This is a genomic window from Pseudomonas sp. CBC3 (assembly GCF_037967085.1).
Taxonomy (GTDB): Bacteria; Pseudomonadota; Gammaproteobacteria; order Pseudomonadales; family Pseudomonadaceae; genus Stutzerimonas.
Genome location: NZ_JBANEO010000001.1, coordinates 666,630 through 683,717 on the forward strand (window position 1 = coordinate 666,630; position 17,088 = coordinate 683,717).

Annotated in this window: 13 protein-coding genes and 1 pseudogene; 7 read left to right on the forward strand and 7 right to left on the reverse strand. The window is 62.0% G+C overall.

Annotation, left to right across the window (positions count from 1 at the left end; translation table 11 throughout):
• Positions 1-57 precede the first annotated feature (57 nt).
• Together V6943_RS02970 and V6943_RS02975 are read right to left on the reverse strand one after the other, a co-directional pair.
• On the reverse strand, positions 58-1,464 hold the full coding sequence (locus V6943_RS02970; RefSeq protein ID WP_340552563.1) for a sigma-54-dependent transcriptional regulator: 1,407 nt from the start codon (positions 1,462-1,464) through the stop codon (positions 58-60).
• A complete protein-coding gene (locus tag V6943_RS02975) occupies positions 1,451-2,938 on the reverse strand; it encodes an ATP-binding protein (RefSeq protein ID WP_340552564.1) in 1,488 nt (495 codons plus the stop codon). Before V6943_RS02975 ends, V6943_RS02970 begins: the two co-directional genes overlap by 14 nt.
• A 150-nt stretch (positions 2,939-3,088) precedes the next feature.
• On the opposite strand from V6943_RS02975, the gene V6943_RS02980 reads away from it, so the two are divergent.
• On the forward strand, positions 3,089-3,475 hold the full coding sequence (locus V6943_RS02980) for a DUF4168 domain-containing protein (RefSeq protein WP_181099450.1): 387 nt from the start codon (positions 3,089-3,091) through the stop codon (positions 3,473-3,475).
• A 352-nt stretch (positions 3,476-3,827) separates the two neighbouring features.
• On the opposite strand, the gene V6943_RS02985 is transcribed toward V6943_RS02980, so the two are convergent.
• The 3 genes from V6943_RS02985 to V6943_RS02995 all read right to left on the reverse strand — a co-directional run bounded on the left by V6943_RS02985 (position 3,828) and on the right by V6943_RS02995 (position 6,183).
• Complete coding sequence (locus V6943_RS02985) at positions 3,828-4,286, reverse strand: YehS family protein (protein ID WP_197444875.1); 459 nt, start codon at positions 4,284-4,286, stop codon at positions 3,828-3,830.
• A 196-nt stretch (positions 4,287-4,482) separates the two neighbouring features.
• Positions 4,483-4,833: a c-type cytochrome gene (locus tag V6943_RS02990; protein WP_181099448.1), complete on the reverse strand. Its 351-nt coding sequence runs from the start codon at positions 4,831-4,833 to the stop codon at positions 4,483-4,485.
• Positions 4,834-4,908: 75 nt separating this feature from the next.
• Complete coding sequence (locus tag V6943_RS02995; RefSeq protein WP_340552565.1) at positions 4,909-6,183, reverse strand: PQQ-dependent sugar dehydrogenase; 1,275 nt, start codon at positions 6,181-6,183, stop codon at positions 4,909-4,911.
• 333 nt (positions 6,184-6,516) lie between these two features.
• Between V6943_RS02995 and V6943_RS03000 the strand changes: the two genes are divergently transcribed.
• The 3 genes from V6943_RS03000 (at position 6,517) to V6943_RS03010 (ending at position 10,251) form a co-directional block, all read left to right on the forward strand.
• Complete coding sequence (locus tag V6943_RS03000; protein ID WP_340552566.1) at positions 6,517-8,142, forward strand: NAD(P)/FAD-dependent oxidoreductase; 1,626 nt, start codon at positions 6,517-6,519, stop codon at positions 8,140-8,142.
• A gap of 108 nt (positions 8,143-8,250) precedes the next feature.
• Positions 8,251-8,697 carry a DUF2147 domain-containing protein gene (locus V6943_RS03005; RefSeq protein WP_340552567.1) on the forward strand — a complete coding sequence of 149 codons (447 nt, stop codon included), beginning with the start codon at positions 8,251-8,253 and terminating at the stop codon, positions 8,695-8,697.
• A 351-nt stretch (positions 8,698-9,048) separates the two neighbouring features.
• A complete protein-coding gene (locus V6943_RS03010; protein ID WP_340552568.1) occupies positions 9,049-10,251 on the forward strand; it encodes an MFS transporter in 1,203 nt (400 codons plus the stop codon).
• Positions 10,252-10,384: 133 nt separating this feature from the next.
• Here V6943_RS03010 and typA read toward each other — a convergent pair whose 3' ends face one another.
• Both typA and thiI read right to left on the reverse strand, forming a co-directional pair.
• Positions 10,385-12,208, reverse strand: a complete 1,824-nt coding sequence (gene typA / locus V6943_RS03015) for a translational GTPase TypA (protein WP_131649437.1) — start codon at positions 12,206-12,208, stop codon at positions 10,385-10,387.
• Between the two features lie 169 nt (positions 12,209-12,377).
• Positions 12,378-13,832, reverse strand: coding sequence for a tRNA uracil 4-sulfurtransferase ThiI (thiI, locus tag V6943_RS03020; RefSeq protein ID WP_340552569.1), 1,455 nt, complete (start codon positions 13,830-13,832; stop codon positions 12,378-12,380).
• 336 nt (positions 13,833-14,168) lie between these two features.
• Between thiI and glnA the strand changes: the two genes are divergently transcribed.
• The 3 genes and pseudogenes from glnA to V6943_RS03035 all read left to right on the forward strand — a co-directional run bounded on the left by glnA (position 14,169) and on the right by V6943_RS03035 (position 16,941).
• Positions 14,169-15,575 carry a glutamate--ammonia ligase gene (glnA, locus tag V6943_RS03025; RefSeq protein WP_181099439.1) on the forward strand — a complete coding sequence of 469 codons (1,407 nt, stop codon included), beginning with the start codon at positions 14,169-14,171 and terminating at the stop codon, positions 15,573-15,575.
• Positions 15,576-15,796: 221 nt separating this feature from the next.
• Positions 15,797-16,397 (forward strand): annotated as a pseudogene (locus V6943_RS03030) (DUF4124 domain-containing protein).
• Positions 16,390-16,941, forward strand: coding sequence for a DUF4124 domain-containing protein (locus V6943_RS03035; RefSeq protein ID WP_445324121.1), 552 nt, complete (start codon positions 16,390-16,392; stop codon positions 16,939-16,941). Before V6943_RS03030 ends, V6943_RS03035 begins: the two are co-directional and overlap by 8 nt.
• Positions 16,942-17,088 lie beyond the last annotated feature (147 nt).

The window sequence follows — 17,088 nt, forward strand, 5'->3', positions numbered from 1 at the left end:
CCGGACATTTCGACTCAGTTGCCCGGCGTGCGTTCCAGCGTGCGCGTCGCTGACGGCTTAGCCTTCCTCCGGGTCCTGCTCTTTCTCACCCAGGCGCCGATACAGGGTCCGACGACCGATCCCGAGCAAGGCTGCGGCACGACGTTTGTTGCCCTCGACCCGCTCCAGCACGTGGCGGATGTAACGCATCTCCAGCTCGTCCAGAGTCGGCAGCAGCGGGCCGTCGATCATCAGCCCGAGCAGTTCGTCGGCGCGGGTTGCGGGCGTGCTTTCCTGATAGCTGGCGATGCGCGTCGGCAAATGCTCCAGCTCGATGTCACGCCCATGACAGAAGGTCACCGCGCGCTCCATGGCGTTCTGCAGTTCGCGCACGTTGCCGGGGAACGGATAGCGCCGCAGCTGTTCCAGCGCGGTGCGCGACAGGCCACGCACGGGTCGCCCGTCGCGTGCAGCGAAGTGTGCGACGAAACCGGCGGCGAGCAGCTCGCGATCCTCTTCGCGGTCGCGCAGCGGGGGCACTTGAAGGATGAAGGTCTCCAGACGGAAGAACAAATCTTCGCGAAACGACTCGCGGCCGGCGGCAGTTTCCAGCGGACGGTTGCTGGCGGCGATGATGCGTACGTCGACGCTCAGTTCGCGCTCGCCACCCACCGGGCGAATGGTGCCCTCCTGCAGCACGCGCAGCAGTTTGGCCTGCAACGGCAGCGGCATTTCGCCGATCTCGTCGAGAAACAGGGTGCCTCCGTCGGCCTGCTGAAACAGCCCTTTGTGTGCGCGACTGGCGCCGGTAAAGGCGCCGGCGGCGTGGCCGAAGAACTCGCTTTCCAGCAATTCGGCCGGCAGCCCAGCACAGTTGATCGCCAGGAAAGGCCGCTGCGCCCGCTCACTCTCGGCATGCACGGCGCGGGCGACCAGTTCCTTGCCGGTGCCACTTTCGCCGATCACCAGCACGGGACCAGCCGCGCGGGCCAGCTGGCGGATCTGGTCGAACAACTCGCGCATCGCTCGACTGCGACCGAGCATGCCGTGAAAGCGGTCGCCGCTGAGCAGCTGCTGAAAGCGCCGCACCTCGCCGCGTAATCGACGGGTCTCCAGCGCACGCGAAACGGCGAGACCAAGATGATCCAGATCCAGAGGCTTGGTCAGAAACTCATCGGCGCCTACCTTCAAGGCCGCCACCGCCTGCTGAATGCTGCCAAACGCGGTGATCACCAGAAACGCTGGCGCCGCCTGCATTGCCTTGACCCGCCGCAGCAGCGCCATGCCATCGGCGCCCGGCAGGCGCAGGTCGCTGATTACCAGATCCGGTTCCCAGCTCTCCAGCAGCGGCACGGCATCTTCGGCGCTGGCCACGGATTGCACCGTTAACGCGCGGTCTTCCAGCTCCTCGACCAAGAGCTGACGCAGGCCGTCGTCATCTTCCACCACCAGCACCCGCTGCGGCGCGCTGTCATCCTGCTGCATCCTTATCCTCCTCATCAGCCAGCGCCAGGGAAATACGAAACGCCGCACCACCCAGCGAGCTTTCGACCAGCTCAATGCGGCCGCCACATTCGGCCACCACGCCATGGGCCACGGCGAGCCCGAGCCCACTGCCCTTGCCTACCGGTTTAGTGGTGAAAAACGGCTCAAACAGCGCCGCGCGATGCTGCTCGGCCACACCGGGCCCGTCGTCCTCGACCTGGAACAGCAGGCAGTCGTCCTCCCGCCACCAACGCAGCAGCACGCGGCCGCCCGGACTGGCCTGGGCGGCGTTGCGCAGTAGATTGGTCAGGGCCTGTTCGAAGCGCGGCGGATCGACCTCGCAATGCAGAGCCGTGGCAGGCGCCTCGAGCATGAGTGCAACCTTCAGCGCGGCCAGCTCGTCGGCCACCGCGGCGGCCGCCGAATGCGCCAGTACATCGGCGGGCATTCGTCGGGCCGGAAGGCCAGCGGCGCGGCCAAATTCCAGCAATTGCCGGACGATTTGACTCAGGCGCTGCACCTGACTGCGTATCTGCAACAGGCCCTTGCGTTGCCCGTCTTCCAGATGCTCGCTGCGCAAAACACGCTGCGCCTTGCCATCGATGACGCTGAGCGGACTCCCCAGTTCATGGGCGACACCGGCCGCCAGACGACCCACCGCGGCCAGTTGCTGGGTGCGCCGCAAGCGGGCTTCGAGTTCCGCCTCGCGCGCCTTCTGCTCGGCCATGCGCTGTTCGGCATCGGCGATGCTGTCGAGCATCTGGTTCAATGCGCGACCCAGCACAGCGATCTCCTGCGGGCCACTGCGCGGCGCACGGTGCTGGCGATCCCCCGAAGCGACCCGCGCCATGCTCTGGGTCAGCTGTTGCAAATGCCGGCCGATGGCCGACCAATGACCGAGCAGGACGATGCAGACCGCCGCCAACGCCAGCACCGCTGCGGAAATGCCGGCGATCACGCGCAGCCGGCGTGTGTCGCGCTCGAAATCCGTCCCGCGACGGGTGACCTGCAACAACCCGTTGATGCGTCCGCCGCTCTGTTCGAGCGGCACGAAGTAGGAATACACCTCGCGCCCGCGGATGCTCTGATAGCCGCCACGACGCTTGCCGTCGGCGGTCAGCTCCTGAATCGAGGATTGATCCTGATCCGGCTCGATGGCCCCGGCAAAGGCCACCAATTCGCCCTGTTGGTCATAGAGATAGGCGCCATAAACACGACCGACGCCAAGCACCGACTCCAGTACCTGCTGCGAAGTGCGGTCGTGCTGTTTTTCCAGACTGTCGCTGAGTGGCAGCCGGACCGCCCGCGCGACCAGCTCGACCTCTTCCTGCAAACGCCGCTCGCTGTTGCGCTCGACCGTCCACAGCAACAGGTAACTGAAGCCGAGCATGATCGCCACCAGCGGGATCACGACCTTCAATAGCAACGCGCCGCGCAGGGTCGAAGTTCTTTGCCAAACTGCTACATGTGCCATTTCGGCACGATACAGAACCGCTTCCGAAGCGTCGACGCGAACAAGACGGCCGGTATAAGTACTTATGAATCAAAGGGTTAACTGTTGCATCTGTTTTGGCACGGGTGATGCACCCTTCCTTGCGTCTTTCAGAAGCCAGGAATATCGAACATGACCAAGCTGAAAACCCGCCTTGTATCCGCCAGCCTCGCCGCCCTGTTCATGGCCGCCGGCGCTTCCCAGGTGTCGGCGCAGCAGGCCACCCAGGCCACTCAGCCCGCCCCGGCCATACAGGCGTCGGACATCAGCGACCAGAAGCTGGAGAAGTTCGCCGACTCGCTGGGCGAAATCATGGAGATTCGCGAGGACTTCACCGCCAAGCTCGAGAAGACCGGCGACCCGGCCGAGGCCCAGCAGCTACAGCAAGAGGCCAATGAGAAGATGATGAGCAGCGTCGAGGACAACGACCTCAGCATCGAGGAATACAACGCCATCAACCAGGCCGTACAGAGCGACCCACAACTGCGTGATCGCGTCATCGCCATGGTGCAAAAATAAAGGCTCACAGAGTCAACGAGCCCCGCCTACTTCGGCGGGGCTTTTTTTCGGTCCGCAAAAGTCGTGGCGTGCAAGCTGCTCGCTCACTTCCACGCAGCGCCAAGCCCCCGTTAGAAAGGTACACAGTGACGTGGTGCGTAGGGTGGGCTTCAGCCCACCGTTAAGACGCTAAGACGCGGAGTATCACCAAGGCGCGTCCACGCCAGCGCGTGGGTACGATCAAAACGAGCGCGGAGTTCGGTTAGATGCCCTTCCACGTATTGGCGATCATATTGGTGGGCTAAAGCCCACCCTACATAGCTATAGCCAGTGACGCAGGGTGGGCCGGGCGGTTACGGCTTTGCTCGCCCGGTCACTTACCGCGCAACGCCAAGCCTTTGAGAAAGTTGCGCAGCAGCTGGTCGCCACAGACCCGGTAGTTGCTGTGCCCGGCCTTGCGGAACAGCGCGCTGAGCTCCGGTTTGGATACCGGGAAATCAGCCGCCTTGAGGATTGCGTGTATGTCGTCCTCCTTCAGCTCGAAGGCCACACGCAGCTTCTTCAGCACCATGTTATTGGTCACTGGCACCTCGATCGGCGGGGTTGGGCGGCTCTCGTCCTTGCCGCGCTTGTAGATCACCAGGCCGTCGAGAAAATACGCCATGATCCGGTCGCCGCAGGGTTTGTAGCCTGCCTCGTCTTCCTTTTTCAGATAAGCCACCGCCTCGGCATCGGGGAGTTCGCACCCCGTGAGCCGGGTGATCTCGGCGATCTTCGCGTCATCGACGTTGAGGATGTAGCGCAGGCTGCGCAGCACATCGTTGTTGACCATGGATAATCCTTACTTCGTTTGTATGAGCGAGCGCGGCGATGGGTGATGCGCTGAATTCTGTAATCCAGGCAATGACGATGGCGGCTCGGATGGGCGCGGAGTATAGGGGATAGCACAAATGTTCAGGAAAGCGCCGCTCGAACGGTACTCGGCAAGGCGGCGAGCTGACGGCTGCAACGCTCGTCCGTTCAGGCCGCTACTGCGGCAACTCCACGCTGACCTTGATCGCCGAATACCAGGCCGTCAGATCGGCGATATCTTCCTCGCTCAAACTCGCGGCAATAACGCTCATCTGCGGATGTTTGCGCGCGCCGCTCCGAAACGCTTTCAGCTGACCAGCTAGATACAGCTCGCCGTTGCCGGCCAGATTAGGTGCGTCCGCCGCTTTGCTCAGCCCATCGAGGCCATGGCAGGCCGCACACATCTTCGCCTTGGTTTTGCCTGATGCAATGTCGCCTGCTGCTTGCGCCGTCATTGTCGTCGCGCACAGCGCCGCGAGCAGGACCAGCCGGAGAATCAGCCATCCGTTGCGATTACCTGATGCCATGAGTTTTCCTTGATGCGTGTGGCTGCCGCGCCGCCAAACAGCGCGGCGCGGTCCAACCCTGGTTGCCGCGGTAGCTCAGTTCTCGCCGCCGTCATAGGAGATACGGTAGATGGCGCCTGCGGTGTCATCGCTGACCAGCAGGGAGCCGTCCTTTAGCTGAGCCACGTCGACGATACGGCCGAAGTACTCGCCGGTCTCCTCGTTCAGCCAGCCTTCGGCGAAAGGCACCGTATCGCCGGACGGCGCACTGCCGTCGGCGGCGAACGGCGTGAACATCACCCGCGCGCCAGCCGGCACGGTGCGGTTCCAGCTGCCGCGCTGCGCACTGAACAGCCCCCCGCGATACTTCTCGGGAAACATTTTGCCGGTGTAGAACGTCAGCCCCATATCAGCGGCGTGGGCCACGGTTTCCACGACGGGAAAGGTCAGGCCCTCCGGCGGCGCCTCCTCAGCGTACTCGTTGGTGCGCACCTGACCGCCGCCATACCAGGGCATGCCGAACTGCATTCCGGCCTTCGGCGCGTGGTTGATCTCGCCAGGCGGGGTGTCGTCGCCCATGCCGTCTACCTGGTTGTCGGTGAACCACAGCTCCTTGGTCGTCGGGTTGTAGGTGATGCCCACCGAGTTGCGTACGCCGGTTGCATAAACCTCGCGTTTGCTGCCATCGCGCTCCATGCGCACGATGCCGCCGATGCCGTGCTGGTTGTACAGCTCAAGCTTGTCCTTGGGCGGCACGTTGTGTGGCTGCCCGAGCGAAACGGTCAGCCTGTTGTCAGGCCCCACGGCGCAGACCCTGGCGCCGTGGTTGTAACTCTCCTCATCGGTCGGAATCAGCTCGCCCGTTGGCACGACGATGTCCGCCGCCACGTCCGGACCTTCGTAGAAAAACTCGGCGGCAGGGAACACCAGCACGCGGTTGTGCTCGGCGATGAACAGGAAGCCGTCAGGACTGAAGCACGGGCCCGGCTGGGTAAAGGAAATAGCCGGCGCGAAGCGTTTGACTTCATCAGCGGTGCGATTCTTGGTCCGGTCGGTAACCGCCCACAGATCGGTCTTGCGGGTGCCGACGAACACCACGCCGCTGGACGGCCCAACCGCCATGTGCCGCGCGTCCGGTACCACCGCGTAGAGGTCGATCTTGAAGCCGTCCGGCAGTTTGATGCGTTTGAGGTTGTCCCTAATCGCATCGGCGATCTCGCCGTCCTGCGGCACGGTTTTCATATCGAGAGACTGGCCGGTGGTCTTCATCGAACGCATGCGTTCCAGCGCTTCGTCACTGGTCGGCGCGGCCAGGGCGGACCCCGCCCCGATGAACAACAAGGCACTGAGGGAAACGAAAGCGAGTTTCATAGGGCGGCGATCTCTGCGGTCGATCGACTTGTCGGGGCGATCGTTGTTGTTTTTGTAAGCGGCTGCACAACGGCATAGGCAGTCGCCAGTGGCTGGCTCGCCGACAGCTGAAAAGTGAGCGCGTTATCAAAGCGTAGCGCTAAACACACCCTTTGCCAGACGATGTGCGTGACTGGACGCTTACCCGTCGAGCATCGGCGCCGCCGGCCATCCACCACATCCGCTCGCGCAATGACAGCCCTGAGCGGCGCCGTTACACTGCGCGCCGCGCATACGCTTGCCGTCACGCCCTTTCACGCTCACCTCTGCCGGGGCCACCGGCCAGGACTCGCCATGATTCGCATCAACGAACTGCAACTGCCGCTCGATCACTCCGCCGACGCCCTGCGCCAGGCCGTCGTGGCGCGCCTGAAGATCACCGATACCGAGCTGCTCGGCTTCAACGTCTTCAAGCGCAGCTATGACGCGCGCAAGAAGAACAGCGAGATCACCTTCGTCTACATCATCGATGCCGACGTGGCGAGCGAAGACCAGGTGCTGCAGCGCCTGGCCAGCGACCGCAACATCCGCCTAGCCCCGGACACCGGCTATTACCCGGTCGGCCAGGCACCCGAGGGACTGAACGAGCGCCCGCTGGTGATCGGTTTCGGCCCGTGCGGCCTGTTCGCCGCGCTGAGCCTGGCGCAGATGGGCTTCCGGCCGATCGTGCTGGAGCGCGGTCGCGACGTGCGCAGCCGCACCAAGGACACCTGGGCGCTGTGGCGCAAAAAGGTGCTGAGCCCCGAATCCAACGTGCAATTCGGCGAGGGCGGCGCCGGGCTGTTCTCCGACGGCAAGCTCTACAGTCAGATCAAGGACCCGAAATTCTACGGTCGCAAGGTGATGCACGAGTTCGTCCGCGCCGGCGCGCCGGACGAGATCATGTTCGTCAGCAAGCCGCATATCGGCACCTTCCGCCTGACCGGCGTGGTCTCGACCATGCGTGAAGAGATCAAGGCGCTGGGCGGCGAAGTGCGCTTCGACAGCCGCGTGGTCGACTTCATCATCGAAGACGGCCGCATCCAGGGTGTGCGCATGGCTGACGGCGAGGAAATTCGCAGCCGCTATGTGGTGCTCGCTCTGGGCCATAGCTCGCGCGACACCTTCCGCGTACTGCACCAGCGCGGCGTGTATATGGAAGCCAAACCCTTCGCCGTAGGCTTTCGCATCGAGCACCCGCAATCGCTGATCGACAATGCGCGCCTGGGCAAATACGCAGGCCATCCCGAACTGGGCGCCGCCGACTACAAGCTTGTCTATCACGCGAAGAATGGCCGGGCGGTCTACAGCTTCTGCATGTGCCCGGGCGGCACCGTGGTGGCGGCCACCTCCGAGCCCAACCGCGTGGTCACCAACGGCATGAGCCAGTATTCGCGCAACGAGCGCAACGCTAATGCCGGCATCGTCGTCGGCATCAACCCGGACGAGGATTTCCCCGGCGGCCCGCTGGCCGGCGTCGAACTGCAGGAGCAGCTGGAATCGCGCGCCTTCGAACTGGGCGGCAATGACTACTGCGCACCGGGGCAACTGGTAGGCGACTTCATCCACGACAAGGCTTCGAGCGCGTTCGGCGAGGTCGAGCCGTCCTACAAGCCCGGCGTGCGCCTGGGCGACCTGGCACCGTCGCTGCCCAGCTACGTGATCGAGGCGATCCGCGAAGCGCTGCCGGCGTTCGGCAAGCAGATCCGCGGCTTCGACCGTGCCGACGCGATACTCACCGGTATCGAGACGCGCACCTCATCGCCTGTGCGAATCAAACGCGACAACGAATCCCTGCAAAGCATCAACACCCGCGGCCTGTACCCAGCCGGTGAGGGCGCCGGTTACGCGGGCGGCATCCTTTCTGCAGGCGTCGACGGCATCAAGGTGGCAGAGGCAGTAGCGACCGCGATGTTGGCAGACCTGGTCGGGAAGCATTGAGCGCTGGCGGGCGTCTTTCGCTCGTCTGGTGACGTACTCCCGCGCTCGACCCCAGAGGCGAAACCAGTGATAGAGTCGCTGCCATCGATTACCGCCGCAGGAGAAACCATGCGCTCGCTGTTCACCGCACTATTGCTGGCATTGCCGCTGCCCGCCACATCAATGGCCTTCGCCGCCGAATCGCCAGCCGGCCGCTGGCAAACCATCGATGACGAAACCGGCAAGCCCAGGTCCATCGTCGAGATCCAGGAAGCCGCTGACGGCACGTTGAGCGGCAAGGTGGCGGAAATTCTGCAGTCGGACCAAGGCCCCAACCCGCTGTGCAGCGCTTGCGAGGGCAAGCGCCAAGACCAGCCGATCACCGGCATGACCATTCTCTGGGGGCTCAAGCCCGACGGCGAACGCGTCTGGAGCGACGGCAACATTCTCGATCCCGCCAAGGGTAAGACCTACCGCGCCAAGGTTACCGTGCTCGAAGGCGGCAAAAAGTTGGAAATGCGCGGCTACGTGGGCGTCGAAGCGCTAGGCCGCACCCAGACCTGGATTCGCCAGTAAGGCCGTAAGTCTTCAAACCAGGCGGGTCGCACGGCGTTGGCCTGGCAGCGCTGCACCTCAGGCGCCTGTTCGCGGGACCAACGCAACCGCGTCGATGTCGCGCGGAAGCTGAAATGACCGGTTCCACCCATCAAACACACCGATCAAACACACCGATCAACCGACCGCGAGGGCACTGCCGCTGATGGCCGGCTGCTGTGTTGACGGGTCGATCACCCGTCACTATCGTTACCCGGCTGAATGGGTTGATGCCTGGCGTCAGCGCGCGCATCAATGACCCGCTCACCGCTCAATTTGGGATAACCGAAGGCACACAGCGCCCGAAACCCCTCACCGGGAATCGGAGCCGTCATGGATCTTCGTTTGTTTCTACTATCGCTCACCACCTTCGCTGCTGGCGTGGCGGAGAGCGTTCTTATCGGCATCTTGCCGCCATTGGCCAGCGACCTCCGGGTTTCGGTCAGCCTGGCCGGCCAGTTGACGACCCTCTTCTCCATCGCATTTGCCGTAGCCGTCCCGCTGGTCACCTGGCTGACCAGACGCTGGGAACGTCGCCGCCTGCTGGTCGCGGCGCTGCTGATCTTCGCACTATTCAATGCGTTCGCCGCAATCAGCCCGAACTACTCCAGCTTGCTCCTGGCTCGCATCGGCATGGCCGCCTGCTGCGGGCTGCTGATCGTCATGTCGACGCTGCTGGCATCGGAACTGGCGCCACCGGGGCAACAGGGCCGGGCCATCGGCATCATCTTCATGGGCATCAGCGCCTCGCTGGTATTCGGCGTGCCGTTGGGCGTACAGATTACGAGCTGGTTCGGCTGGCGCTGGGTCTTCTTCGCCATTGCAATCTACTCGCTGCCTCTGAGCCTGCTCCTGTGGCGATATTTGCCCGACAGCCGCTCCAGCGCCCTGCCAGGTCGTGCCGGCTACCTGAGACAGCTGAGCCACCGGCCGCTATGGCTGGCGCAGGCCGTCTCGATACTGCTGCTCGGCGGGCACTTCACCTTATTCACCTATTTCACGCCGTATCTGGCGGCCACCCTTGGGATCACCGATGCCGCCGCGGTGAGCGGACTGCTGTTGCTGATCGGCCTGGCCGCGCTGGGGGGCGGCTATCTGGGCGGCTGGCTGGCCGATCGCGTAGGCCCGCGCCTGACCCTCGTGCTTATCCCCGCGGCCTTCTGCCTGGCGTTGGCGGCCATTCCGCTGAGCTTGAACAGCGCCCTCTTCATCCCGAGCGTGATGCTCTGGAGCACCATCAGCTGGATGATTTCTCCGGCCGTGCAGAGCTTTCTGCTACACAGCGACGCCACCAGTGGCAGCGCCGGAGTCGCGCTCAACACCTCGGCGATGCATCTGGGCGTAGGGCTTGGCGCAGCTATCGGTGGGCTGGTCATTGCGCTTGCAGGCGTTGGCTGGACCCCCTGGGTCGGTCTCGGCCTCACCGCGCTGGCATTGCTCTGCGCAGTTGGCGCGTCTACTCACAGGAGCAATGCTGAATTGGACTCTTCCGATGCGCTCATGGCGGCTCCACATTCGCATACAGGCTCGCATTGACCAGGATTTCGCCCATCGTGTGGTCTGTATATTTCCTGCAAGAGCCAAAGAACATACGGAACTAAAAGCGGAGCAATATTGTGGGTAACAAAAAGGCGCCCGAAGGCGCCTTTTTGTTACAGCTAAGCGGGAATCAAGCCTTGTTGGCTTTCTTCGCAGCGCGGCTACGCTCGCCTTCGTCGAGGATCTTCTTGCGAAGACGGATCGACTTCGGCGTGACTTCGCAGAGCTCGTCGTCCTGGATGAACTCCAGTGCCTGCTCAAGGGTGAAGCGGACCGGCGGGACCAGGGCGATGGTTTCGTCCTTGCCCGAAGCGCGCATGTTGTCGAGCTTCTTACCCTTGGTGGGGTTAACGCCGAGATCGTTGTCACGGCTGTTCAGGCCGACGATCTGACCGTTGTAGATTTCCTGGCCGTGCTCGACGAACAGCTTGCCGCGCGCCTGCAGGGTTTCCAGCGAGTAGGTTAGCGCCTTACCGGTATCGATCGAAACCAGTACGCCGTTCTGACGACCGGACATGTGGCCGGACTTCATCACGTCGTAACGGTCAAAGATCGAGGTCAGGATGCCTGCACCGTTGGTCAGGGTCAGGAACTGGTTACGGAAACCGATCAGACCACGCGCTGGAATGTTGTACTCCAGGCGTACACGGCCCTTGCCATCCGGGACCATGTTGCTCAGGTCGCCCTTACGCAGGCCCATCTCTTCCATGACCTTGCCCTGAGCTTCTTCAGGGATATCGATGGTGACATTCTCGAACGGCTCGTGCTTGGCGCCGTTAACTTCGCGAATGATCACTTCTGGACGGCCCACGGCCATCTCGAAGCCCTCACGACGCATGGTTTCGATCAGTACCGACAGGTGCAACTCGCCGCGACCGGAGACTTTGAACTTATCGGCCGAATCGCCTTCTTCAACGCGCAGGGCCACGTTGTACAGCAGCTCCTTGTCCAGACGCTCCTTGATGTTACGGCTGGTGACGAACTTGCCTTCCTTGCCGCAGAACGGCGAATCGTTGACCTGGAAGGTCATGGAAACGGTCGGCTCGTCAACGGTCAGCGGCTTCATCGCTTCGACGTTGTTCTGGTCGCACAGGGTGTCGGAGATGAACAGCTCATCCATACCGCTGACGCAGACGATGTCGCCTGCGGTGGCTTCGTCGACGTCGACGCGGTGCAGACCATGGTGACCCATCAGCTTGAGAATACGGCCGTTACGCTTCTTGCCCTGCGTGTCGATGGCAGTGACCGGGGTGTTCGGCTTGACGCGACCGCGGGCGATGCGGCCCACACCGATGATGCCGAGGAAGCTGTTGTAGTCCAGCGCCGAGATCTGCATCTGGAACGGGCCGTCGATATCGACGTTCGGGGCCGGGACGTGGTCGACAATGGCCTGGTACAGCGGGGTCAGGTCTTCAGCCATGTCGCTGTGATCCAGACCGGCAATGCCGTTCAGGGCGCTGGCATACACCACCTGGAAGTCCAGTTGCTCGTCGGTGGCTCCCAGATTGTCGAATAGGTCGAATATCTGGTCCATGACCCAGTCCGGACGCGCGCCCGGACGGTCGATCTTGTTGATCACCACGATCGGACGCAGGCCGGCTTCGAATGCCTTCTTGGTCACGAAACGAGTCTGCGGCATCGGGCCGTCCTGGGCGTCCACCACCAGCAGCACCGAGTCGACCATCGACATGACGCGCTCGACCTCACCGCCGAAGTCGGCGTGGCCGGGGGTGTCGACGATGTTGATGTTGTAGCCGCTCCACTTGATGGCAGTGTTTTTTGCCAGGATGGTGATGCCGCGTTCCTTTTCCTGGTCATTGCTGTCCATCACGCGCTCGTCGTTGAGCTCGTTGCGCTCCAGGGTGCCGGACTGACGCAGCAGGGCATCGACCAGGGTGGTTTTGCCATGGTCAACGTGAGCGATGATGGCGATGTTACGTAGATTCTCGATCACAGTAGTGGTCTCGTAGTTGGGTCGGGCTGCTCTGCAAATGCATAGAGCGGCCAACGCGAAAAATCGGATGAAAGAAAGTGCAGATCGTTAATGGCATGCCGCGGCAATACAGCCACGAAGCGGGTCGGGAGGGCGGTGGCGGATACTGCCGCCCAGCAGGCCGGGCTGTTTAGCTCGGACGATAAACGCGCACATTGACATGTCCCTCGCTCAGCAGATGATGAGCATGCAAGCGACTCATGACACCTTTATCGCAATACAGCAGGTACTGGCGGTTCACATCCAGTTCCTTGAATCGGTTGTTCAGCGCATAGAACGGCAGTGTTTGCACTTCGATGCCCTGCAGTTGCAGAGGTTCGTCCTCGGCGGCATCGGGGTGACGGATGTCGAGAATGACCTGGCTGGCCGTCGCCTCGATTACTTCCTCTACCTGAATATCCTGCCCCAGCTCGTCGATCACGCGATCGATGGCGACTTGGCGGGCGTTCTCCAGCGCGCGCTCGAGCACCTGCATATCGAATTGCTTTTCTTCGTGCTCGACGCGGTAGCGCTTGGCCCGGGTAGTCGGGTTCTTGGAGATCACGCCGCAATACTCGGGCATGTTCTTGGCGAACTCGGCGGTGCCGATCTCGAACGCGGTATCGATGATGTCCTGCTTGTGCGCGGCGATCAGCGGACGTAGCACCAGCATGTCGGTGGCCGAGTCGATCACCGAGAGATTGGGCAGCGTCTGGCTGGAAACCTGGGAAATCGCCTCGCCGGTGACCAGCGCATCGATGTGCAGGCGCTCGGCGATTTGCGTGGAAGCACGCAGCATCATGCGCTTCAAGACCACGCCCATCTGGCTGTTGTCGACTTTCTCCAGAATCTCGCCGACCACCTCTTCGAACGGCACGCTGATAAACAACACGCGGTGCGAACTGCCGTATTTCTTCCATAGATAGTGGGCGACTTCCATCACCCCCAGTTCATGGGCGCGACCGCCGAGGTTGAAGAAGCAGAAATGGGTCATCAGCCCGCGGCGCATCATTTGATAAGCCGCGACGGTGGAGTCGAAACCACCGGACATCAGCACCAGGGCCTGCTCCAGCGCACCCAGCGGATAGCCGCCGATGCCGTCATGCTGGGCATGGATGACGAACAGACGCTGGTCGCGAATTTCCATCCGCACTTCGATTTCCGGCGCTTTCAGCGAAATACCGGCGGCACCGCACTGCTGTCGTAGCTCGCTGCCGACGTGGCGCTCGACGTCCATCGAGCTAAAGGGATGCTTGCCGGCGCGCTTGCAGCGAACGGCGAATATCTTGCCGGCTAGCCGGTCGGCGAAGTGCGCTTTGCACTTCTCGACGATATCGTCCAGATCGCCCAGCGGGTACTCATGGACTTCCAGGCAGTGAGCGATGCCCGGCGTGCAGCGCAGGCGCTCGATCATCTCGCGCAGCAGCTTTGGCTCACTGCGCACGGTTTCCACCTCGACGTTGTCCCACACGCCTTCCACCCGCAGTTCGGGATCGAGGTCGCGCAGCACGGTGCGGATGTTCTTCGCCAGTTGACGAATGAAGCCCTTGCGCACCGGTGGGCTCTTGATGGTGATTTCGGGGAAAACCTTGACGATCAGCTTCATGTAACAGCGCGCGCCGATATGGCGTAAAAAGAGGGGGGCGGAGTATAGCGGAACTGATCACGCTTTAGTCAGTTTTCTCCAGCCGTGCGATTGCACTTAAATTGAACAAAGCCAGAAAGCGACGCACCAAATAAGTGCACAAAGCGGACAGCACGCATCACCGCGACACCCACGGTTACAACAGCCCTTCAATTTCAGGCGCCCGGACCCAAGACGGAGCACTGGCATGCAATTTGCTCTCTTGTGAGGCAGGTTGCCTTGGCGGAACATCGCCGCCCGGCTTCACCCTGCTTCGGAAGCATCCCCTGTCAGCGCTTCCACTATTTGGAGAACACCATGTCGAAGTCGCTTCAACTGATCAAAGATTACGATGTGAAGTGGATTGATCTGCGCTTCACTGACACCAAGGGCAAGCAGCACCACGTCACCATTCCGGCTCGTGATGCTCACGATGAAGACTTCTTCGAACATGGCAAGATGTTCGACGGCTCCTCCATCCATGGCTGGAAGGGCATTGAAGCTTCCGACATGATCCTGATGCCGGTCGACGAAACCGCCGTGCTGGATCCGTTCACCGAAGAACCGACCCTGATCCTGGTCTGCGACATCGTCGAGCCGAGCACCATGCAGGGCTACGACCGCGACCCGCGCTCCATCGCCAAGCGCGCCGAGGAATTCCTCAAGTCCACCGGCATCGGCGACACCGTATTCGTCGGCCCGGAGCCGGAGTTCTTCATCTTCGACGAAGTGAAGTTCAAGTCGGACATCTCCGGCTCGATGTTCAAGATCTACTCCGAGCAAGGCTCGTGGATGACTGACCAGGACGTCGAAGGTGGCAACAAGGGCCACCGTCCGGGCGTCAAAGGTGGCTACTTCCCGGTTCCGCCGTGCGACCACGACCATGAAATCCGTACTGCCATGTGCAACGCAATGGAAGAGATGGGCCTGGTCATCGAAGTGCATCACCACGAAGTGGCGACTGCCGGCCAAAACGAAATCGGTGTCAAGTTCAACACCCTGGTTGCCAAGGCTGACGAAGTTCAGACTCTGAAGTACTGCGTACACAACGTCGCCGATGCCTACGGCAAGACCGCTACCTTCATGCCGAAGCCACTGTACGGCGACAACGGCTCGGGTATGCACGTGCACATGTCCATCTCCAAGGATGGCAAGAACACCTTCTCCGGCGAAGGCTATGCCGGCCTGTCCGAGACCGCGCTGTACTTCATCGGCGGCATCATCAAGCACGGCAAGGCGCTGAACGGTTTCACCAACCCGTCGACCAACTCCTACAAGCGTCTGGTTCCGGGCTTCGAAGCACCGGTGATGCTGGCCTACTCGGCGCGCAACCGTTCCGCCTCGATCCGTATTCCGTACGTTTCCAGCCCGAAAGCCCGTCGTATCGAAGCGCGCTTCCCGGACCCGGCTGCCAACCCTTACCTGTGCTTCGCCGCGCTGCTGATGGCTGGTCTGGACGGCATCCAGAACAAGATTCACCCTGGCGACGCCGCTGACAAGAACCTCTACGATCTGCCGCCGGAAGAAGGCAAGCTGATCCCGCAGGTTTGCGGCAGCCTGAAGGAAGCCCTGGAAGAACTCGACAAGGGCCGCGCGTTCCTGACCAAGGGCGGCGTGTTCAGCGACGACTTCATCGATGCCTACCTCGAGCTCAAGAGCGAGGAAGAAATCAAGGTCCGCACCTTCGTGCATCCGCTGGAATACGACCTGTACTACAGCGTCTGATCCCAGCCTGCGCATGACAACAAGGCCTCCTTCGGGAGGCCTTGTTGTTAGTCCCGCCACTGATCGTTCTTTCTTCCGATCGCCGCTCGGTCACTGTGCAACACGGCCAAGACTCCCGCCAACGATGTCAGGTTGAGGCCGCTCCCAATTCGCGCTGATCACGCTTGCCTGCCGACATCAGTGGTGCAAGGCTTGCAGCACCTTTACCCGAGGAGCTTCCCATGCGCCTTGCATTGTTCAGCCTGTTGTTGCTCATCACGGCGCCAGCCTTGGCGCAGATCTACAAATACACCGATGAAAAGGGCAACACGGTATTTACCAACCAGCCGCCGGAAGGCGTCGCAGTCGACACCGTCGAGCTGCCGCCAGCCAATACGGTCGATATCCGCACGCCGCCGCCCTCTCCTCCGCTCGAACGTGACGAGGACCGCAGCCAGCAGCCCTACCAGACTCTTTCCATCGGCGGCATACCCGATGAACAGGCGCTGCGCGCCAATAACGGCACGTTCGTCGTCACGGCCCAGCTCGACCCATCACTGCGCCAGGGACACCAGATCCGCTTTCTGCTCGACGGCATACCCCAGGCGGAGCCGAGTGCAAGCACTGCGCTGCAGCTGGACAATGTCGACCGAGGCACGCATGTGGTGGAGGTTCAGGTGCTCAGCGGCGAACGAGTCGTGCAGCGCAGCGCTAAGGAATTCACGGTACAACGCGTGCATACGTCCAATCCGGGGCGCAGATGAAAGCCCTCCTCGGCCTGTTCGGCCTGCTGTCGCTGCTGGCGCTGCCCGTCAGCGCCGGCATCTACACCTACATAGATGAACAGGGCAATCGCGTATTCACCGACCGTCCCGGTGGCCGCGCGGCCGAATCGGTCGATTCCAGATCAATCAACAGCATGCCCGCTCAGCCGACGGCGCCACCAGCCACGCCAGACAAGGCGCCGCGCGAAAACAAATTCACTTACCGGTTGCTCGAAATCGTCCAGCCTGAGCACGACACCACGCTGCGCAATAATGCCGGCGAACTGTCCGTCAGCGTCACCAGCGATCCCGCCTTGCAGCCCGGCCACCTCTACCGCCTGCTGCTCGATGGAAGCCCGATCGCGCCGGCCACCATCGAACCCACCTTCGCACTGGGGAACATCGACCGCGGCAGCCACCAGCTGATCGTGGAGGTTGTCGATGACAAGGGGCAGACACTGCAAAGCAGCCCACCTCGCACCTTTCATCTATTGCGCACCTCTCTTGCGCAGCGGCGTATGGTTAATCCCTGCAAAAAGTCCGATTACGGCGTGCGGCCCGAATGTCCGCTGAAGGACAAACCCGAGGAAAAGAAAGATATTCCCTTCGTGCCCTTTCTGTGATCATCCTATGCACCTAAATGGTGCATAAGTGGTATCGGCCGTACTTGCCCTACCGTCTCTCTGCCATGCTCTGCTTTGGAGCGTCCGGGCAAATGGCGCCTGTGTAAAAAAGGGCGCTTTGGTTTGCTTCTTGCATTTCCCGTACGA

Bases quoted from the DNA above. Each gene is read 5' to 3' on its own strand.
- V6943_RS02970 (WP_340552563.1), bottom strand. From the start codon at position 1,464: ATGCAGCAGGATGACAGCGCGCCGCAGCGGGTGCTGGTGGTGGAAGAT.
- V6943_RS02975 (WP_340552564.1), bottom strand. From the start codon at position 2,938: ATGGCACATGTAGCAGTTTGGCAAAGAACTTCGACCCTGCGCGGCGCG.
- V6943_RS02980 (WP_181099450.1), top strand. From the start codon at position 3,089: ATGACCAAGCTGAAAACCCGCCTTGTATCCGCCAGCCTCGCCGCCCTG.
- V6943_RS02985 (WP_197444875.1), bottom strand. From the start codon at position 4,286: ATGGTCAACAACGATGTGCTGCGCAGCCTGCGCTACATCCTCAACGTC.
- V6943_RS02990 (WP_181099448.1), bottom strand. From the start codon at position 4,833: ATGGCATCAGGTAATCGCAACGGATGGCTGATTCTCCGGCTGGTCCTG.
- V6943_RS02995 (WP_340552565.1), bottom strand. From the start codon at position 6,183: ATGAAACTCGCTTTCGTTTCCCTCAGTGCCTTGTTGTTCATCGGGGCG.
- V6943_RS03000 (WP_340552566.1), top strand. From the start codon at position 6,517: ATGATTCGCATCAACGAACTGCAACTGCCGCTCGATCACTCCGCCGAC.
- V6943_RS03005 (WP_340552567.1), top strand. From the start codon at position 8,251: ATGCGCTCGCTGTTCACCGCACTATTGCTGGCATTGCCGCTGCCCGCC.
- V6943_RS03010 (WP_340552568.1), top strand. From the start codon at position 9,049: ATGGATCTTCGTTTGTTTCTACTATCGCTCACCACCTTCGCTGCTGGC.
- thiI (WP_340552569.1), bottom strand. From the start codon at position 13,832: ATGAAGCTGATCGTCAAGGTTTTCCCCGAAATCACCATCAAGAGCCCA.
- glnA (WP_181099439.1), top strand. From the start codon at position 14,169: ATGTCGAAGTCGCTTCAACTGATCAAAGATTACGATGTGAAGTGGATT.